General features: G+C 37.9%; 14 protein-coding genes and 1 pseudogene. 9 read left to right on the forward strand and 6 right to left on the reverse strand.

The window, feature by feature from the left end; translation table 11 throughout:
• Window positions 1-59 precede the first annotated feature (59 nt).
• Window positions 60-425, reverse strand: coding sequence for a hypothetical protein (locus tag KDN43_RS01560; protein WP_327065472.1), 366 nt, complete (start codon window positions 423-425; stop codon window positions 60-62).
• Here KDN43_RS01560 and KDN43_RS01565 point away from each other — a divergent pair.
• The 3 genes and pseudogenes from KDN43_RS01565 to KDN43_RS01575 all read left to right on the forward strand — a co-directional run.
• Window positions 401-601: pseudogene (locus KDN43_RS01565) on the forward strand (S26 family signal peptidase); the annotation flags it as partial. The gene KDN43_RS01560 and the pseudogene KDN43_RS01565 sit on opposite strands and share 25 nt — an antisense overlap.
• Window positions 602-948: 347 nt before the next feature.
• A complete protein-coding gene (locus KDN43_RS01570) occupies window positions 949-1,203 on the forward strand; it encodes an NVEALA domain-containing protein (protein WP_256448743.1) in 255 nt (84 codons plus the stop codon).
• 76 nt (window positions 1,204-1,279) lie between these two features.
• Complete coding sequence (locus KDN43_RS01575; protein ID WP_238867953.1) at window positions 1,280-2,377, forward strand: 6-bladed beta-propeller; 1,098 nt, start codon at window positions 1,280-1,282, stop codon at window positions 2,375-2,377.
• 250 nt (window positions 2,378-2,627) lie between these two features.
• Here the strand turns inward: KDN43_RS01575 and KDN43_RS01580 are convergent, their stop codons facing one another.
• The gene (locus KDN43_RS01580) at window positions 2,628-2,888 is read right to left on the reverse strand and encodes a hypothetical protein (RefSeq protein ID WP_238867954.1); all 261 of its coding nucleotides are present in this window, start codon (window positions 2,886-2,888) and stop codon (window positions 2,628-2,630) included.
• A gap of 141 nt (window positions 2,889-3,029) precedes the next feature.
• On the opposite strand from KDN43_RS01580, the gene KDN43_RS01585 reads away from it, so the two are divergent.
• Genes KDN43_RS01585 through KDN43_RS01595 form a run of 3 tightly spaced genes read left to right on the forward strand, consistent with a single transcriptional unit; the run spans window position 3,030 to window position 4,523 of the window.
• Window positions 3,030-3,242 carry a helix-turn-helix domain-containing protein gene (locus KDN43_RS01585; RefSeq protein WP_238867955.1) on the forward strand — a complete coding sequence of 71 codons (213 nt, stop codon included), beginning with the start codon at window positions 3,030-3,032 and terminating at the stop codon, window positions 3,240-3,242.
• Window positions 3,239-3,574 carry a HipA N-terminal domain-containing protein gene (locus KDN43_RS01590; protein ID WP_238867956.1) on the forward strand — a complete coding sequence of 112 codons (336 nt, stop codon included), beginning with the start codon at window positions 3,239-3,241 and terminating at the stop codon, window positions 3,572-3,574. The genes KDN43_RS01585 and KDN43_RS01590 overlap by 4 nt, the downstream gene beginning before the upstream one ends.
• The gene (locus KDN43_RS01595) at window positions 3,567-4,523 is read left to right on the forward strand and encodes a HipA domain-containing protein (protein ID WP_238867957.1); all 957 of its coding nucleotides are present in this window, start codon (window positions 3,567-3,569) and stop codon (window positions 4,521-4,523) included. Before KDN43_RS01590 ends, KDN43_RS01595 begins: the two co-directional genes overlap by 8 nt.
• Window positions 4,524-4,885: 362 nt before the next feature.
• Here KDN43_RS01595 and KDN43_RS01600 read toward each other — a convergent pair whose 3' ends face one another.
• The 4 genes from KDN43_RS01600 to KDN43_RS01615 all read right to left on the reverse strand — a co-directional run bounded on the left by KDN43_RS01600 (window position 4,886) and on the right by KDN43_RS01615 (window position 13,276).
• Window positions 4,886-5,968, reverse strand: a complete 1,083-nt coding sequence (locus KDN43_RS01600) for a family 43 glycosylhydrolase (protein ID WP_238867958.1) — start codon at window positions 5,966-5,968, stop codon at window positions 4,886-4,888.
• A 116-nt stretch (window positions 5,969-6,084) separates the two neighbouring features.
• Complete coding sequence (locus KDN43_RS01605; protein WP_238867959.1) at window positions 6,085-7,917, reverse strand: RagB/SusD family nutrient uptake outer membrane protein; 1,833 nt, start codon at window positions 7,915-7,917, stop codon at window positions 6,085-6,087.
• A 25-nt stretch (window positions 7,918-7,942) separates the two neighbouring features.
• On the reverse strand, window positions 7,943-11,509 hold the full coding sequence (locus KDN43_RS01610; protein WP_238867960.1) for a TonB-dependent receptor: 3,567 nt from the start codon (window positions 11,507-11,509) through the stop codon (window positions 7,943-7,945).
• A 39-nt stretch (window positions 11,510-11,548) separates the two neighbouring features.
• Window positions 11,549-13,276 (reverse strand): hypothetical protein, encoded by a 1,728-nt coding sequence (locus KDN43_RS01615; RefSeq protein ID WP_238867961.1) that lies wholly within the window; start codon window positions 13,274-13,276, stop codon window positions 11,549-11,551.
• A 560-nt stretch (window positions 13,277-13,836) separates the two neighbouring features.
• Between KDN43_RS01615 and KDN43_RS01620 the strand changes: the two genes are divergently transcribed.
• From KDN43_RS01620 to KDN43_RS01630, 3 genes are all read left to right on the forward strand, one after another.
• A complete protein-coding gene (locus tag KDN43_RS01620; protein WP_238867962.1) occupies window positions 13,837-14,433 on the forward strand; it encodes an RNA polymerase sigma-70 factor in 597 nt (198 codons plus the stop codon).
• 99 nt (window positions 14,434-14,532) lie between these two features.
• Complete coding sequence (locus KDN43_RS01625; protein ID WP_238867963.1) at window positions 14,533-15,513, forward strand: FecR family protein; 981 nt, start codon at window positions 14,533-14,535, stop codon at window positions 15,511-15,513.
• A 228-nt stretch (window positions 15,514-15,741) separates the two neighbouring features.
• Entirely contained in the window at window positions 15,742-16,338 is a 597-nt protein-coding gene (locus tag KDN43_RS01630) for an RNA polymerase sigma factor (RefSeq protein WP_238867964.1), read from the forward strand.
• The last annotated feature ends 71 nt before the right edge of the window (window positions 16,339-16,409 follow it).

A 16,409-nucleotide genomic window follows, 5' to 3' on the forward strand; every position in this document is an offset into this window, starting at 1 on the left:
GGTCTCACGAACGTGTGGACGTTTTTTCGGAAGCATGGAGCAAAGCTTGCCGTGAGAAGTCAGCAGAAGCCATAGTAGTATGGATACAAGCCCGCCCCGGCAACCTTTCCACCTGCAGCTTTCTGACGGATCATTACGTAGGGCGTTTTGGAGAATTTCCGCATGGCCTTCAGCATGTTCGATACGGAGCCTTCACTGATGTGGAGTCCGAAGATGGTCTCGAACAGATGAATGAGTCGCTTGAACGGAACATTTTGGTAAGTGCTGATGTAGGATGTCATCGCCATGATGTTGGGGCCGAAGGATACGGGAGCGTTCACCTCTTCCGGGAACTCTCCCTTGCAGCAATGCCCGCAAAGGCTATTTTCTACCATTGGAAAACGATACATTGCGGGATAAAGGAGAACCTTTACCGGCTTATACATTTTCCCATAATTATTACTTTATGGAAGGGGATAAGGTAGACAATTCGCAGGACTCCCGTTATTGGGGATTGCTTCCCGATGACCTGATCGTGGGAAAGGCATCATTGGTATGGAAATCGATGAATCCATATTCTAATACATTCAGATGGAATCGGTTCATGAAGAGTATAAAATAGGCACAAAACAGAATTGAAACAGAATCTTAACAATTTATTCTTAGCTGAGTAACTATTTTTCTGTTTACTTGCTGGCTAAATTCTGAGTGAGGTGTATCCAATTGAAACATTTTTTTAAATTGGACAAAGCAGATCAATACAATCAATTAATTTACAAATAAATACAAAAAATGAGTTATAAATGAGTTAAAAAAACTGGTTATAATGATAAGTTTCGGCATTTTTACATTCGCGATACGACAAAAAACGCAATAAATGAAAACCAATAAAGACTCTTTCATTGAAAGAAAACATAAGTGATTTATTAATTAAAATTTCCGAGTATGAAAAAATGAATTTTATCGGGACTGTTTGCCCTTGCAATTCTGGCAGCAACAGGCTACAGTGTGAACAAAAGTATGAAAAGTGATACCGGTCTTTCAGATCTGGCATTAGCGAATGTTGAGGCATTGGCACAGTATGAGAATGATCCACCTTCACGTGACAAATGGACTAAAATGAGCTTCCAATGTCTTGATTCTAATGGAAATCCAACTGGAAAAACATACATAAGCTGCATCAAGACTGGTTATTTGGACAGTTGCACATCAACCAGCTGTTAGATAGATACATATTCACAATTATTAAATTTAAAGTGTCTAATTATTTTTTAGACACTTTTATATGTCTTTGTTCATCATGAAAAAAAGTCTAAGGTGTTATTTTCTTATAATCATCATTTTTTTATCCTGCGAAAAGAAAAAGGAGCAATATTTCAATAAAATTGTTGTAGATTTCAACACTACGCAAGAAATAAATACTTCTTCGTTTATTGAACATTTTAAAATTATTAAACTTTCTACAAGTAATAAAACCCTAATCTTCCGGATTTCGAAAGTTCAATACAAAAACGGGAAAGTATTCATTTTAGATATGCCCGGGAATTGTATTTATATTTTTAACAATTCTGGTGAGCTTGAACAAAAGCTCAGCAAACAGGGAGCAGGACCGGGAGAATACATACAACTCACAGATTTTTATGTTGAAAATGAGAATCTATTTATTCTGGATTATACTCAACAAGCAATAATTGAATATGATAAGGATTTCAACTTTATAAATAAGATCAGAATACAAAACTTTGGGAGCAGTTTTATCCACCAAAATAATTCTTATTGGGTGTACAATGAGCCGTCCGGAAAAGTTCCCGATTATCAATTCACAGCATTAGATAAAAAAGGTGACAAAATATCTGATGTATTATCAAGAAATTCAGCAAACCATCAATTTAATTGGACAGGAGTCAATGTATTCTGTATTAATGGCGAAGAAAAATATTTATCCCCCAGATATACTGATACAATATACCGTATTACTAATAATAACATACAACCAGAGTTTTATATTGATTTTAAAAAGCGTAGACTTCCCGGTAAGGAAAATATAAATAACTATGATATATCAGATCCTGATTTCTCTTACTTAATAAAGCACAATTTTTATATCTCAAAAAAATACATGATCTTCGATTACATCAAAGACATGAAAAGATATTATTGTATATATGACAGGGAGAATAACATGAATGTTTCAGGTTCAGTAAATAATGATTTAATAAAGAGCTTTCGTTTTTTCCCTCGATGGGGTAACGATAATTACCTAATTGAAGAACTTACACCCGATATATTGATTAATGACTTCTCTCAATCGCCTCAATTTAAAAGATTTATAGACATCACAAAGGAAGATGATAATCCGTTGATTATAATTTATAAATTAAAAGAAGAGTCTGCTTGAAAAAGTCTCAAATTAGAAGATTTGATATCATAATCACTTGAAAATCAAATATCATATTTTCACAAAACGACTTATTAAAGTGGACTCAAAGAATGAATACGAAAATCCTTAGTTCACTGGCAAAAGTCGGTAGTGATAACTACAAATAAAAAAATTCTAATTTAATGTAGGGTCTGCTGAAAAACTTCACGCCACTTTTACAAGTTTGTATGCCAACAATAAGTTATCAGTCAGCCTTGTTTGAAAATACTTATACAAAAACCGCTATTTGAAAATTTGACAAAAAATATCCTCCATTGCCCGCAGGATATTCATCACGAACACGATGGATGCCACCCAGCTTTTTTTTGGGGGGGGTATCTGCCAAGCGTGCCATTATTTTATTCAGGTTGTAACCGGCTTTTAGGGTAATAGAAAATGTTTCGATGAAATATTTGGGAGAAGGATTTGGAACTGAAACTACCCAGAAAACTACCCAAGAAACAGGTGGTACTACCCAAGAAACATCCAAGAAAACACCAAAAAAAGGGTGAAACTACCAAAAAAATGATTATATTCCATTGCATATAAAACACTATTTACGCCTCAATCTATATGTATTTAGATATAATTTCATATCTTTGCATCGAAATAACTACAAAAACATATAATAATGTCATTAAGTTTAGCCACATTTGTTAAAACAAAGAGAAAAGAAGCCAACCTTACCCAGCAGGAGTTTGCCGAAAGAGCGGGTGTAGCACTTACCGTTGTTCGGAAAATTGAGCAAGGTAAAGAAAATCTGAGTTTAGCAAAAGTAAACCAAGTGTTGATGATGTTTGGAAATAAACTTGCACCCGTAAATCATAAGGAGATTGAGCCATGAGGCAGGGAAAAGTATTCTATAAAGATGATTTTGCCGGCATCATCACAGAAACCCACGAGGGCGAATATCAGTTTGAGTACGACGAAGCATATATTCAACGTTTCCCAAATCAACCCTTAACGTTTTCCATGCCTGTTTCGGATAAAGTGTATCAGGATAATCGGTTATTCCCGTTTTTTGAAGGATTAATCCCCGAAGGTTGGTTGTTAGAAATCGCTACCAAAAGCTGGAAACTCAATCAGAATGACCGTATGGGTTTACTTTTGGCGTGTTGTAGAAACTGCATCGGTGCAGTAAGTATAATACCGATAACGAATGAAAGCGATGAGTAAAAAGTGTTTATATTGCTATGAGAAGTTTGACGAGCAGGGAGATTTTCATCTTTCTTGCAGTACCCGGTTTTTTGAAAATTCACAACCCCCGATTTTAGATTACACCATGGCTGAAATGGCTGAATTAGCCAAACAGGTGGTCGAGAGTTCGGTAACCGTCCCTGGAGTACAGCCAAAACTCTCGCTGGGCTTTATCAAAAATGTTTTGCAAGATGGAGGCAGGGGACGATTAACCGTAATGGGTGCTTTTGGTGGAAACTATATTCTCAAACCACAGAATGAGATTTATCCACAAATGCCCGAAAACGAACATCTTACCATGCGGATGGCGGGACTTTGTGGCATCCCCGTGGTTCCTTCTTCGTTGATACGATTAAAATCGGGCGAACTTTCTTACATCACCAAACGGATAGACCGCACGGAAACGGGAGAGAAAATCCACATGCTGGATATGTTTCAGATATTGGAAGCCTTTGATAAATACAAAAGTTCCATGGAGAAAATAGGTAAGGCAGTTGCCGAACATTCATCCAACACACTACTCGATTTACTTCGACTTTTTGAAGTAGTGCTTTTCAGCTATATCACGGGAAATAACGATATGCATTTGAAGAATTTCTCGATGATTTTGAATGATGAAAGCTGGGTATTTGCTCCGGCGTATGATTTATTGAACGTAAACCTGCATCTTCCGGAAGATACAGAAGAAATGGCTCTTACTATCGCTGGAAAGAGAAGGGAACTGACAAAATTGGATTTTATAAACTTGGGATTGAGTTTTCAATTGACCGAAAAACAGATTGAAAATACCTTTAAACGATTTGTAAAGGCAGAAATAATAATGAAACAAACGATAAAATCCTCTTTCCTATCACCGGAAAATCAGATAAAATACATTGAATTATTGAAAAATCGGTTGCATTTATTCAAAGAGGAAGCTATTGTGTAAAGAAAAAAACGCAATCTAACCGATATCAAAAATGTTATTATCTGTACCTTATTTGTACCATGGAAGCATATTTAATTGATTTTCAGCAGTAGCTATTTTTGAAGAAGTGAAGTAATGAAGTACAATAAACGGTTATCAACAATAATTAAAGAGGCCTGGTTCTAAGTCTATTAAAATAGAGAATCAGCCTCTAAGAGTTGAATATCTAGTATAGTTCTCGTGCAATGAGTATAAAACAGAAGAGGGTGAAATCAAAGTATGATTTCACCCTCTTTTTTCAATCTTCAACATCGAGCCTCTAAAAAAGAGGCGTATCATTATCCCTGAGTCAAAACAGTAGTCTATAAAAAACAGGCTGACAGCTATTTTTCTTCATTCTTGAAAACTGGCGACCGTGATACTGACGATGGTGCACCGTTGGTGATATAGGGCCATCCATCGCTGCTCCACTGTATCTTGTCGAGCATGAGCTGGCGCCCCTTATCAATTTTAGACTTCTGCCAGGCATGGTAAAAAAACCAGTCGTTACCGTTATCGTCTGTTATAATCTCAGAGTTATGTCCTGTTCCGGCAAAAAGATTATTGCTTTGTAAAATAACCTCGTTATAACTTTCGTTATTTTTCATAGGAGTCCCGTTCTTACCCACATAAGGGCCTGCTAAATTTTTGGAACGCCCTACCACTACACGATAGGTACTCTTGGCTTCACTACAGCATGTGCCGGTGGATCCGAATAAATAATAGTAGCTTCCACGCTTATGTATCATAATACCTTCAACCAAAGGACCGGCAATTTTGTCGGACATCGTTCCCGGCTTAATGGAGAGGCCATCATTGCTTAACTCCACATAACGGATGCCTCCTTCATAACTACCTGTGCCAAAGCTACCCCATAAAAGATACTTCTTCCCGTTCTCTTCAAAAAAGCAGGGATCTATACATTGCATATTACCGGTGTTATAGTCGAGCAGCTTCCCCTGATCGGTAAATGGCCCTGCAGGGGTATCGCTTACGGCAACGCCGATGCTGCTGTTTTTTGGGCTGTCCCAATGTCCCAGGCTATAGTAAAGTACATACTTTCCGTCAATATAGTTTATATCAGGTGCCCATACACGCGTATTGGGCTGCCAATCCGGCTTTTCGGTAAAAGCTGAACCTACGAATGTCCACTGTGTCATATTAGATGACTTATAAATAGGCATAAAGGCATATTCCTGCTGTGTTGCATAGAGATAGAAAAATCCGTCCTTTGCTCGAATCACAGATGGGTCAGGCAACTGTTTCCCCACTACCGGGTTAGAAAAAGATATTGGATTGGAATTTGTATCACCACCTTTGTTCCCATTGTCGCCGTCATCAGGTTTGCCCGGCAGTTCACCTGAACCGCCTGAGCAACCTATCACAACACACAATAATATTACAAATAAAAATATTGTTTTTTTCATTCAATAATTTTTTTCATTATAACTTATGAAACTCGCAAACAATCATGTTATTGGATGTAATTGTTTAAATGTTAGTTCCATTCGATAATTTTATTTTTTTACTGTTAAAATCAACGTTAATTTATCCAGCCTTCGTTCTGTACAAGATTTGGATTCATCTCCATCTCTTTGGCAGGGATAGGCCAGGTCCAGCATTGATCGCCTAACCAGAACCAGTTATAGGTTGTTTCTCCCCACATTTGCATCAGGCCGTTCCTGTTATTGTCGAACTTCTTGTCTTTCCATACTCCCCAACGAAGCTCGTGAAAATACATAGAATCTTCACCACCCAGCTCCCAATAAAATTCGTTACGAATACGCTTGCGGAGATCTTCCTGCCCGTTAACCTTAGTACCGGGGAATGCATCACTGTTCAACTCAACATGACCGGCACGGCGTCTTACTTCATTCACACAACTAATAGCCTCTGCTGCACGAGCCTCTCCCAATTCGTTCAATGCTTCAGCCTTCAGCAAAAGCACTTCTGCATAACGCAGTAACGGCAAGTCCAATGGATACGTATCGCGTTCGGTATGCTCCAACCCTTCAGGAACAAATTTTCTCCAGAGATAATACAACTTGTCATTCGTATCGGTACGGATATCGAAAGGAGCAGCATTGTCAGAGCCCCGGTAGGGCCAGCGCAGGGTATAGGTATGTGCCACTCCTGATGCGGCACCGTGATACTGTTCATACGGAGTAATAATAGCCATTTGCAGGCGCGGGTCACGGTCTTGATATGCCTTTCTGATCCGCTCTTCATTGCCGCTTTCCAGATACTTGCTCATATCCGCTCCATAAGCGGCCATACGTTCTTTCTCTTTTGGAGTAAGCCCATCACGCAAAAAGAATACAACACGTTCCTTATCTTTCATTGCACTATATCCTTCAATATAGTTGTCCCAGTTGAATTTTTCGCCATTTGCTGTTTCAAATGATTCCACAAATCGAGGGTTAGGCAAATAATTATTCCACATCGAACCAGCTGTACAACGATTGCCATAAGTAACGTTTCTACTGTTTCCATATCCGTATTGATTGATGCACTGTACAGAAAAAATCATTTCCTCACATTGTTCATTGGCAATTTTAAGCAGTTTTTTGTAACTGTCTTTCCCTTGATTAAAGATCCCAAATCCACAATTACCTACAGCGTTGAAGTCGTTAACAGCCTCCTCCCAGTTTTTCTGCCACATATATGCCAAGCCGCGTAATGTGTAGGCTGCTCCTTTTGTTGCACGCCCATATTCTGGATCTCCCGAATTATACTTATCGGGAAAGTGCGATTCGTTTATACAGTCTGTCAGGTCCTGTATTACTGCATCCCACACATCAGCTTCAGAAGAACGGGACTTGTTACCGTTTTCCGGGCTTGTTATAGCATTCATATATAAAGGAACCCCCTTGTAAAGAGTATTCAGCCTCATATAGGTAAATGCGCGAATGAATTTACATTCTGCAATGGAGCGTTGCTTCTCTTCCTCAGTCATATCGGGCACCTTGCTGATGTTGTCTATAACATCATTGGCGCGAAAGATAAAGGTGTAGTAACGTCTGTATATATCACTGAACAAGCCACTGGAAGGAGTAGCAGCACCAGTGCAGTTTGGCATTCGTTTAATCCAGTTTTTATCAGTATCCATAACAGAAGAATATGCATCCCATGGAATACGATGGGAGTCAAGTAAGCCGGAACCGGAGGGGGGGCAATATTGATCAAGAAAAACATTATACACACCCCTTACAGCCTGGCGTGCCAGGCTTGCTTTGGTCCAGATATTATTGCCATTTACATTATTCGTCGGCGTGGTATCTAAAAAGTCAGATTCACATCCGGCAAACGGCAAAAAAAGCAGAACAAAAAATAGACATTTTACCAGTTTCCGATATATTATTATTTTGCTTTTCATAATGAAATTATTTTTAAAATTTATTTTAGAATGTAATATTTACTCCAAAAGCATATTGACGCATTGTAGAGTAGCCGATATCAGTACGCATTTCGGGATCCATCCCTTCAAAACCGGTAATGGTAAACAGGTTTTCACCTGATGCAAAGAATCGTATATCTTGCGCATATACTTTTTTCGACATCGTCTCAGGCAGAGTATAGCCAAGAGTCAGGTTCTTCAGTTTAAGATAGTCTCCTTTTTGCAGGTGAACAGACGAGTGTCTCATCCCGCTTTGATCGCTACCCGAGTTATTAGTAAGACGCGGGTTTTTGGATGTTATGTTAGTACGAACATCGTCCGGATTTTTAGGATCGAAGAAATAGTGATCGTTCGCAATCTTTTCCCCGATGGCATACCCTTTGATGGTAGCACTGCTGTTCAAGGCCAAACGATAATAGTAGAGGCTGAATCCCGCTGCTCCAGACCAGTTCATTGAGAGGTCGAAGCCTTTCCAGTTTGCGCTAGCCTGAAAACCAAAGTTGTATTTAGGCACGTTTGAACTTTCCTGAAAATCATTGTCTGCATCGTTACCATACACACCATCCTCATTTAAATCGGCGTAGATATAATCTCCATACCAGATACCATTCTTGCTGACATTCTGCCGCGGGTAAAACTGATAACCGGCATCAACCATTGCCCTTATCCATTTCATGTCATCAACAGTACGAATCATACCGTCTTTGGGCCCACCATTAATATTTACGGTACCATCAGCATTAAAGTGATTCCCGTTGCCATTGTATGGTTGAAGCATATAGTATTCATTAATAATCTTACCTTCAATCACACGGGTGATACCTCCGGTTGATACATCTCCAATATTGCTTTGATAAAACCGGTTTCCCTTTTCGTCTGTCATCCAGCCTCTTTTAAGTTCACCTTTGTATTTGCTTACTTCATTCTTATTGTAAGCAAAGTTCCCCGATACTCGATAATTCACCTTACCGATGCGGTCTTGCCAGTTTAATGTCATTTCAATTCCACGGTTCGTCACTTCCGCGATATTCTGACGCGGGCCACTGGCAGTTCCCATTACCATATACATATCGGGACGGTATAATATTCCATCGGTTACTTTATTATAATAGTCTGCCTCAAATATCAGCCGGTTGTTAAATGTAGCAAAATCGACCCCTATATTCGTAATTGCCGTACTTTCCCACTCAAGCAGGTTATTTGAGATAGATGTCACTGCCAAGCCATTGCTGAGGGTTCTGCCAAATGCGTATTTGGCGGAGTTGTAAACAGATTGCCATTCATAGTTTCCAATGGCGTTATTCCCCAATTTTCCCCATGAAACACGCAGTTTAAGATTATCGACGGGAAGTTCCTCCATAAACGCTTCTTCACTTATGCGCCATCCGGCAGAAACTGACGGAAATAACCCCCAACGGTTATCGGGCGAAAAGCGTGAAGAACCATCGTAACGCATGTTTGCTTCAAATAAATAGCGGTTATCAAATGCATAATTTATACGTCCAAAATATGAACGTGAAGTAAACTCATCACCTGTGCCGTTAATGTCTGAAGGGGTAGTAGCCGAACTCGGATCACCTACCGATGCATCAATGAGTCCCAACTTGGTTGTGTTTGTTACTCTCTTCATAAAGCGCTCTTCTTCAAACCCCATCAAAGCACTCACTTCATGCTTGTCAAATGTCTGGTTATATTTGAGTAGTTGAGTAAGCTTCCAGTCATTCTCACGAATATATCCCATGCGTGTGTACAGATCGGCAGGATCTTTCAGAGATGCAATCCACTGGTCACTCTTAAAACTATATTTCCCATAATCAGTATCTACAGCCATAAATTCATGGCGATAGTCTTTATAGTTTAAGTTGATATCGTATGATAAATTTTCCAAAAACTTTATATTGGTATAGAAGGTAGTAAACATTTGCGTATTCTTGATATGTCCTTCCGACTGAGCCATATCCCACAAAGGGTTATGTGACTGAGGATCTTCCTCATTTGCTTCGGGGGCACCATACTTCCCGTCATAAAAGGGATAAACCCCCGGTACCATTTTTTGGGTAGTAATATTTCTGAGTGAATTTGTATCGCTCTTCTTCTGATCTGTGTGATAGCCCCACATACGAGTACCGATACGCAACCATTTAGTAATATCTGAATATACATTTGTGCGCATAAAGTATCGCTGATACCCTGTGTTCTTTATTAAGCCCGGGTTATCGATATAAGATACTGAGAGATTATAACCTGTGCGCCCCTCCTGTCCTGTAACCGACAAAGAATGTTTCATCATCCAATCGTTGCTGTATATCTCATCATACCAATCGGTATTAGGATAAGCTACGTAATTAGGGTATCCTGATAGTGAAATTCCATTCGGATCTTTCTCTGCTTCACGCCATTCATTTATAGTTATTTCACTAAAGGGAGCTGATTCGCCAATATTAATTGCCGATTCATTCATTAACTCCATGTATTTTGCATAATTAGATACAGTCTTAATTAATTTGGTAGGCTGGTTGAGAGACAATAATGTATTGTAAGACACACTCACTTTGCCGGCCTTCCCGGTTTTGGTTGCCACAAGAATAACACCATTTGCCCCTCTATTACCATAGATGGCACATGATGCAGCATCCTTCAAAATTGAAATTGAGGCGATATCGTTTGGATCTACGTTATTCAAACTTTGCTCCATTCCATCTACCAGTACAAGCGGTGAAGAACTGTTCAGTGTACCCACGCCACGAATATTGAATGAGAAACCTTCTCCATATGGAGTCCCTGAGCCCTGCATTGCCTGCAACCCGGCAGTCATACCACTAAGTGCCTGTGAAGCACTGACCAGGGGACGTGAACGGGATTCTTTTTCCAGATTTACTGTAGCTACCGATCCGGTGAGATTGACTTTTTTCTGCGTGCCGTAACCTACTACCACTACTTCGGAAAGAAGAGCAACATCTTCATCCAATACAATATTGAAAGTGGTTTTGCCGGCGGTCAGTCCAACTTTTTGTGTTGCATAGCCAATATATGAAGCCTGTATTGTTTTTGTATCTGCCGGTATCTCCAGTTCGAACCTGCCATTTGCATTTGTCACTGTACCGGTATTAGTACCCGGAATAGTTAACGTAACACCAATAAGAGGTTCATTATTTGGATCTGTTACAATACCGTTGATACGTCTTTTTTCATTCGAATTTTGTTTTACAGAGCGGGTAATGATAATATGATCACCTTTAACTTTGTATTCCAATTCCTGCCCTTGCAATATTTGATTTAGAGCTTCTCTAGCAGTTTGATTATTAACCCTTACGGTTATTTTACGTGATAAATCAATATCGTTCTTCTCATAAACAAGGAATACATTTCCCTTAACCTCCAATTCTTGTAGTGCTTCGCGTACTGTTGTGCTCTGCAAATTCAGGGTCACTTGCTTCAAAGCGTCTCCATTGTCGGTAGTTGTAATTAATGTCGCACTCTGCAAATGCAGGTCATCCTTCTCCGCATAGATTGACAGTGGAAGCAACGCTGCCAATAAGACGAAAAACAAGTGTTTAATAATTTTACTCATTGATATTTGTTTTAGTATTTTGAACTGATTGTTAATTTTTTATTTAAACATCATCCAGGATTGTGTAGTCCCTTCCTGGTCGGGATTCTTAATTTTACCGGTTAGCTCCCAGTCGTACCTTCCTGCGGTCTTTCCTAAAGGTATTCCTCTTTCGCTATCTTTAATGACAACCGGTGCAAAATAACTTTCTCCGAAAACAATCGCATCTGTACAGCCTACCTCTTGCAAGGCTACGGCCACTTCACGCAATGAAGAACCATCGCTGGGAGTATTCCAATTCACCTTTTCGTTTTTAACCATATTATAGGTATTGCTGAATCGGTTGCTTACAAAAAACACCAGATCACCATCGGGGGTGATTCCTGCTGCACGCCTGCTCATGGGAACTCCGTCTACAACAGGTATAGAGCGGTCTGATATCCACGGATTACTTCCATTGATATGGCCCGACAAAGCAGCGTTTCGTATTGGAGTATGCCTTCCTTCATTTGTAGCAAAAGTCTGATATGACGATTTATTTTCAGCACCAATCATTACCGATCCTCCCTGCAAAGGATAAGAATAGCCGCTGACAGCAGTTACAGGAGTCCAGGGTGTTCCATTCGAAACCTGTTTGTTTGTCCCTCCGTTTGAGAATTTATACAGTACATTGTCAAATACTTCAGCATATGATATTTCTGCTTTTCCTTCGGCCGAAATACCCAATGTCCCCGGACAGTTTTTGATTGCTGTGGCCGGATTGTATCCGATATGCGGTGCAGACAACAGTTGATTGTCGTTCAATGCAAGGCAATAGAATGTAGGCGACCATAACTGGCCTGACAATCCCGGAATAAATAGAGAATAGTCTGTATTTGACTCCATAATAGCCGTTGTACGATGTGCAGGGCTTGGCATATCCCATCCCCCTTTGTCAATACTCATATCCCAGCTAACTTTCATGTTGATTTTTCCTGCAGGAATAGTAATCAGCCATCCTTTATTCCCGTTTCTGCCATGTAGATTATTATTTTCATAAATCTGCATGAAATCTGGAATAACAATGCCGGCGTACTGATTTTTCAAATCTGCAGTAACATTTCTCCAGTTATCCCCGGCATTAATAATGCCGTTTACTGCACTAACCAAATAGTCTTTGGTCATATTTGTGATATTATCTTTAACTGTGATTGTCAAATTATTTACAAGATTTACAATCAGATTCCCGTTTTCATCAATACTCCCCGACGGGGTTGTTGATACAATTTCCACTTTATCACTCAATATGGGAGCCAAGATTACTCGTGAAAAATCACTGTTTTGCTTGAAACGCAGATAAGCAGAGCCATTCACAAAATCTCCAGTCACATGTTCAGTATTACAAACTGCATCTACTCTTTGCAATAACTGAATATGTTTGCCGAATATTGTATATTCAACATCATCGGCGCCGTCATTCACTCTGATACGAGTTATACCGCTGCTTAAATCTAAAACTGCATTTGTTTTGTTTGGATCGACCGCCTTTGCCCATTCCTCGTCCAACTCCAACTTAACATTTACCACACTTTGATCTTCCAGAATACGGAAATCAAAATTAATCGTCCTCTCGTTTTGGTCGATTACTCCATCAATCCAGTTCCCTGAACCGTCTTCAGCTTGAATAGAGATCAACGGGTTTACAACATAGCCCGGATCTTCTGATAATGAGACTTTTACCTCATCATCTTTACACGAAATAAGCATAAGCCCAAGAAACAGGCTTAATAAAAAATATGAGTTTTTCATACAAAATAATTTTAATAAAATATCTGATTTTCAATCTCCTTTTTTCTCAAATAATTTTAATCTCAATTTTAAGCTTATCAGCTTTTCACGCATTACTTCAAATGGTTTTTTATAATTCATCTACCAGGTTTTTATTTCCCCGGTTCACTATAAAGACAGATGTATCACTTCAAGGTATAGTGAGAAGTGCATTTTTATCAGTAGTGTTTTTTGTCAGGAGCAATATTTTATTGCTTCCCTCCTTTTTTACTTGACTCTTTGCAGTACATGGAAAAGTATCTGAGTTTTAAAAATATTTGTACCTTTATGGTTTGGTATTGGGTTCGTCAATTGGTTTATTAACACATAATATGAGCTGATATTTACTTAATTATAAAAAATATGAATTTCCACACCTGAATTTTTCATTTAATACTTTCGAAATTATTATATGTTTTTCGAGTAAATACTTTTGTCTATAAGTGTATTTGTCCTAATTTTCAAAAATATTTTGTGAATATATTATTGGCGAATACAATTATGAAAGTGGTAAAAACAAAAAAGCAACTTTTAGTTAAGCTATGGAGAAAAACCTAGAAACAGATATTATTGAAGGCTTGAAATTAGGTAAAGAGGAAGCATTTCAATATATTTACAAAATCTATTATTCAGATCTCTGCCGTATTGCAAAAGGATATCTGGCAGATTCTTATTTATCAGAATCAATAGTTGGAGACTTAATATATAGCCTATGGGAAAATCGTTCTAAAATTGAAATTCACACTTCGTTGAGAAGTTATCTTTTCAGAAGTGTGGCCAATAAATGCATAAATTATCTTCAACTTGAATACGTGAGAAGAGAAACATCCTGTTCACAGGATGATATAGAAGCCTTCAGTGATTTGTGGTCAATGGGAGACAATCCTCTTCAAGATCTGGAGCACGCAGAGCTAGTGTCAATCATCAGAAACACAATTGAAACAATGTCGCCTGAAACCAAACAGGTGTTCCTGTTAAGCCGTTTTGAAAATAAAAAGCAAAAGGAGATTGCAGAAATTATGGGAATAACTGTACACACCGTAAAATATCACATGGGGAGCGCATTAAAAAAATTAAAGGAATCAATGGAGTTATATCTTCCCTTTATCATTTTTTTTATGATGAATATGTTTAATTAATATTAAATGCCATAAAATTCACTATACTTACTATAATGAAAAACTGTCTTATCTGTGACACAGATATAGTTTTCAAAAGAAAATTAAGTTTATGATTATATGAAAGAAGAATTTGAAAAATTGATATATGATTTTCTTTCCGGAAACATTGCCAAGAAAGATCTACACAAGTTGAATGACTGGGTGCACGCAAGCACGGAAAATAAAAAACATTTTGAAAAGCTGAAACACATCTGGCTTTTATCTTCCGGGCATGATACTAACCATTTTTATGCTGAAGGTGCATACGCCAGATTTTTGGAGCGGATTCGCAAAAAGGAGGTTACTAAAAGAAAGGATAGGCTTGTTAGATATGCCGGGTATGCAGCAGCTATAATTTTACTATTGGTCACTACCACACTAATAACCAACGTATTTAAGGACACTCCTGAAAATTTGCTTATCTCTGAGGTATATGCCCCTCGAAAATCTAAATTAAAAATGAAGCTACCCGATGGTTCCGTTGTTTGGTTGAACGCCGACTCTAAATTATCATACTCTGAGAAATTTGGCAGGAATAACCGTAATATTCAATTAACAGGAGAAGGATACTTCGAAGTACAACATGGAGAATATCCATTTATTGTACAAACAGACTCCACACAAATTAGAGTTTTAGGCACAAAGTTCAATATCAAGAATTACAGTGACGAGGATTATATGAAAATTTCGCTGCTGGAGGGGTCTATAGCTTTATCAGGTGCTAATAAGGAGTACATAATGAAACCCAATCAAACAATATCTTTTAATAAAGTAAATCAGATTTATACACTGGCTGAAAACGCCGACTATGCTGAGCAATGGATTAATAATAAAGTTTTTTGGGATGAAATCCCTTTATTAACAATTTCCAAAGAGCTCGAACGACAGTTTGATGTGGCATTTTCATTTGAATCTGAGGGCCTTGAGAGTTTAGTTTTCCACGGGAGCTTCATTATTGAAACAAATAATCTGGAAGAGATACTTGGAATAATGGCAGAAACAAATAAATTTAAGTATTCAATTAAAAAAAACAAAGTTTATATCTTTAATGGCAAATAAAATGACTTCCTCTTGAAAAAAGTTGACTCTTGAAACAGCGGGGGCAAAAATGAAAAACAGATATTAAATCAATCAATACAAGGAAAATACACAGGTAGAAAGTCGAATGCAACTTTTATTTAAACTTTTGAACATATATTTGTATTTTTGCATGACATTTATATAGTCAAATGTAAGCAGCACAATTGTTGACTTTTTTCAGCAAGTGTATTAAAGGGTTTTGTACGTATGCCAAGTTGTGGAAATATTGCGGAAATATACAATAATTATGTGGATGACATGTATACTTACGCCATTTATTTAGGTTTTAAAGAATACGATATCATCGATGCTATACAAGATGTTTTTGTCAATCTATGTGAACTAAATAGAGATATAAAAAAGATCTCAAACATAAAATTCTATTTATTTAAATCTCTTCGCAACAGGCTGATAGATTTATATAAAAAAGAGAGCTTCACAATAACCTTCAACAATTCGACTCTACTTGACACTCTTTTTACTGATACTCAAAACACACCGGAAAGCAGGTTAATTAAAGGGGAAGAGTCAGATGAGATCGAAAAAAAGATTGAAGAAATGCTTTCTCTCTTATCTCCGCGACAAAGAGAAATCATCTATCTTCACTTTATTCAGGAACAGGATTATAAACATGTAGCGGAGATAATGGATATTAATTATGATAATTGCCGTAAATTGGTATATAAAGCCTTGTTAACCTTACGTAATAAATACGATGGTATAATATTTATTATTTATTTCACATACTTGATATATGAATTATCCACAGCGCCATTTCATTTCCCTTCTCCTCTTCTGCAATAGTGAACTATTCTTCTGGATTTTGTATGCAAAGGATGTGGATTTGTTAATTTATCATTATTTTTACTAAATAC

Origin of the sequence: Proteiniphilum propionicum, from assembly GCF_022267555.1 — a bacterium.
Classification (GTDB): domain Bacteria; phylum Bacteroidota; class Bacteroidia; order Bacteroidales; family Dysgonomonadaceae; genus Proteiniphilum; species Proteiniphilum propionicum.

Excerpts from the sequence above, each read along its gene's own strand:
- KDN43_RS01595 (WP_238867957.1), top strand. The coding sequence starts at position 3,567 with ATGAGTAAAAAGTGTTTATATTGCTATGAGAAGTTTGACGAGCAGGGA.
- KDN43_RS01605 (WP_238867959.1), bottom strand. The coding sequence starts at position 7,917 with ATGAAAAGCAAAATAATAATATATCGGAAACTGGTAAAATGTCTATTT.
- KDN43_RS01625 (WP_238867963.1), top strand. The coding sequence starts at position 14,533 with ATGAAAGAAGAATTTGAAAAATTGATATATGATTTTCTTTCCGGAAAC.
- KDN43_RS01630 (WP_238867964.1), top strand. The coding sequence starts at position 15,742 with ATGCCAAGTTGTGGAAATATTGCGGAAATATACAATAATTATGTGGAT.
- KDN43_RS01620 (WP_238867962.1), top strand. The coding sequence starts at position 13,837 with ATGGAGAAAAACCTAGAAACAGATATTATTGAAGGCTTGAAATTAGGT.
- KDN43_RS01560 (WP_327065472.1), bottom strand. The coding sequence starts at position 425 with ATGTATAAGCCGGTAAAGGTTCTCCTTTATCCCGCAATGTATCGTTTT.
- KDN43_RS01575 (WP_238867953.1), top strand. The coding sequence starts at position 1,280 with ATGAAAAAAAGTCTAAGGTGTTATTTTCTTATAATCATCATTTTTTTA.
- KDN43_RS01590 (WP_238867956.1), top strand. The coding sequence starts at position 3,239 with ATGAGGCAGGGAAAAGTATTCTATAAAGATGATTTTGCCGGCATCATC.
- KDN43_RS01600 (WP_238867958.1), bottom strand. The coding sequence starts at position 5,968 with ATGAAAAAAACAATATTTTTATTTGTAATATTATTGTGTGTTGTGATA.
- KDN43_RS01610 (WP_238867960.1), bottom strand. The coding sequence starts at position 11,509 with ATGAGTAAAATTATTAAACACTTGTTTTTCGTCTTATTGGCAGCGTTG.
- KDN43_RS01585 (WP_238867955.1), top strand. The coding sequence starts at position 3,030 with ATGTCATTAAGTTTAGCCACATTTGTTAAAACAAAGAGAAAAGAAGCC.
- KDN43_RS01615 (WP_238867961.1), bottom strand. The coding sequence starts at position 13,276 with ATGAAAAACTCATATTTTTTATTAAGCCTGTTTCTTGGGCTTATGCTT.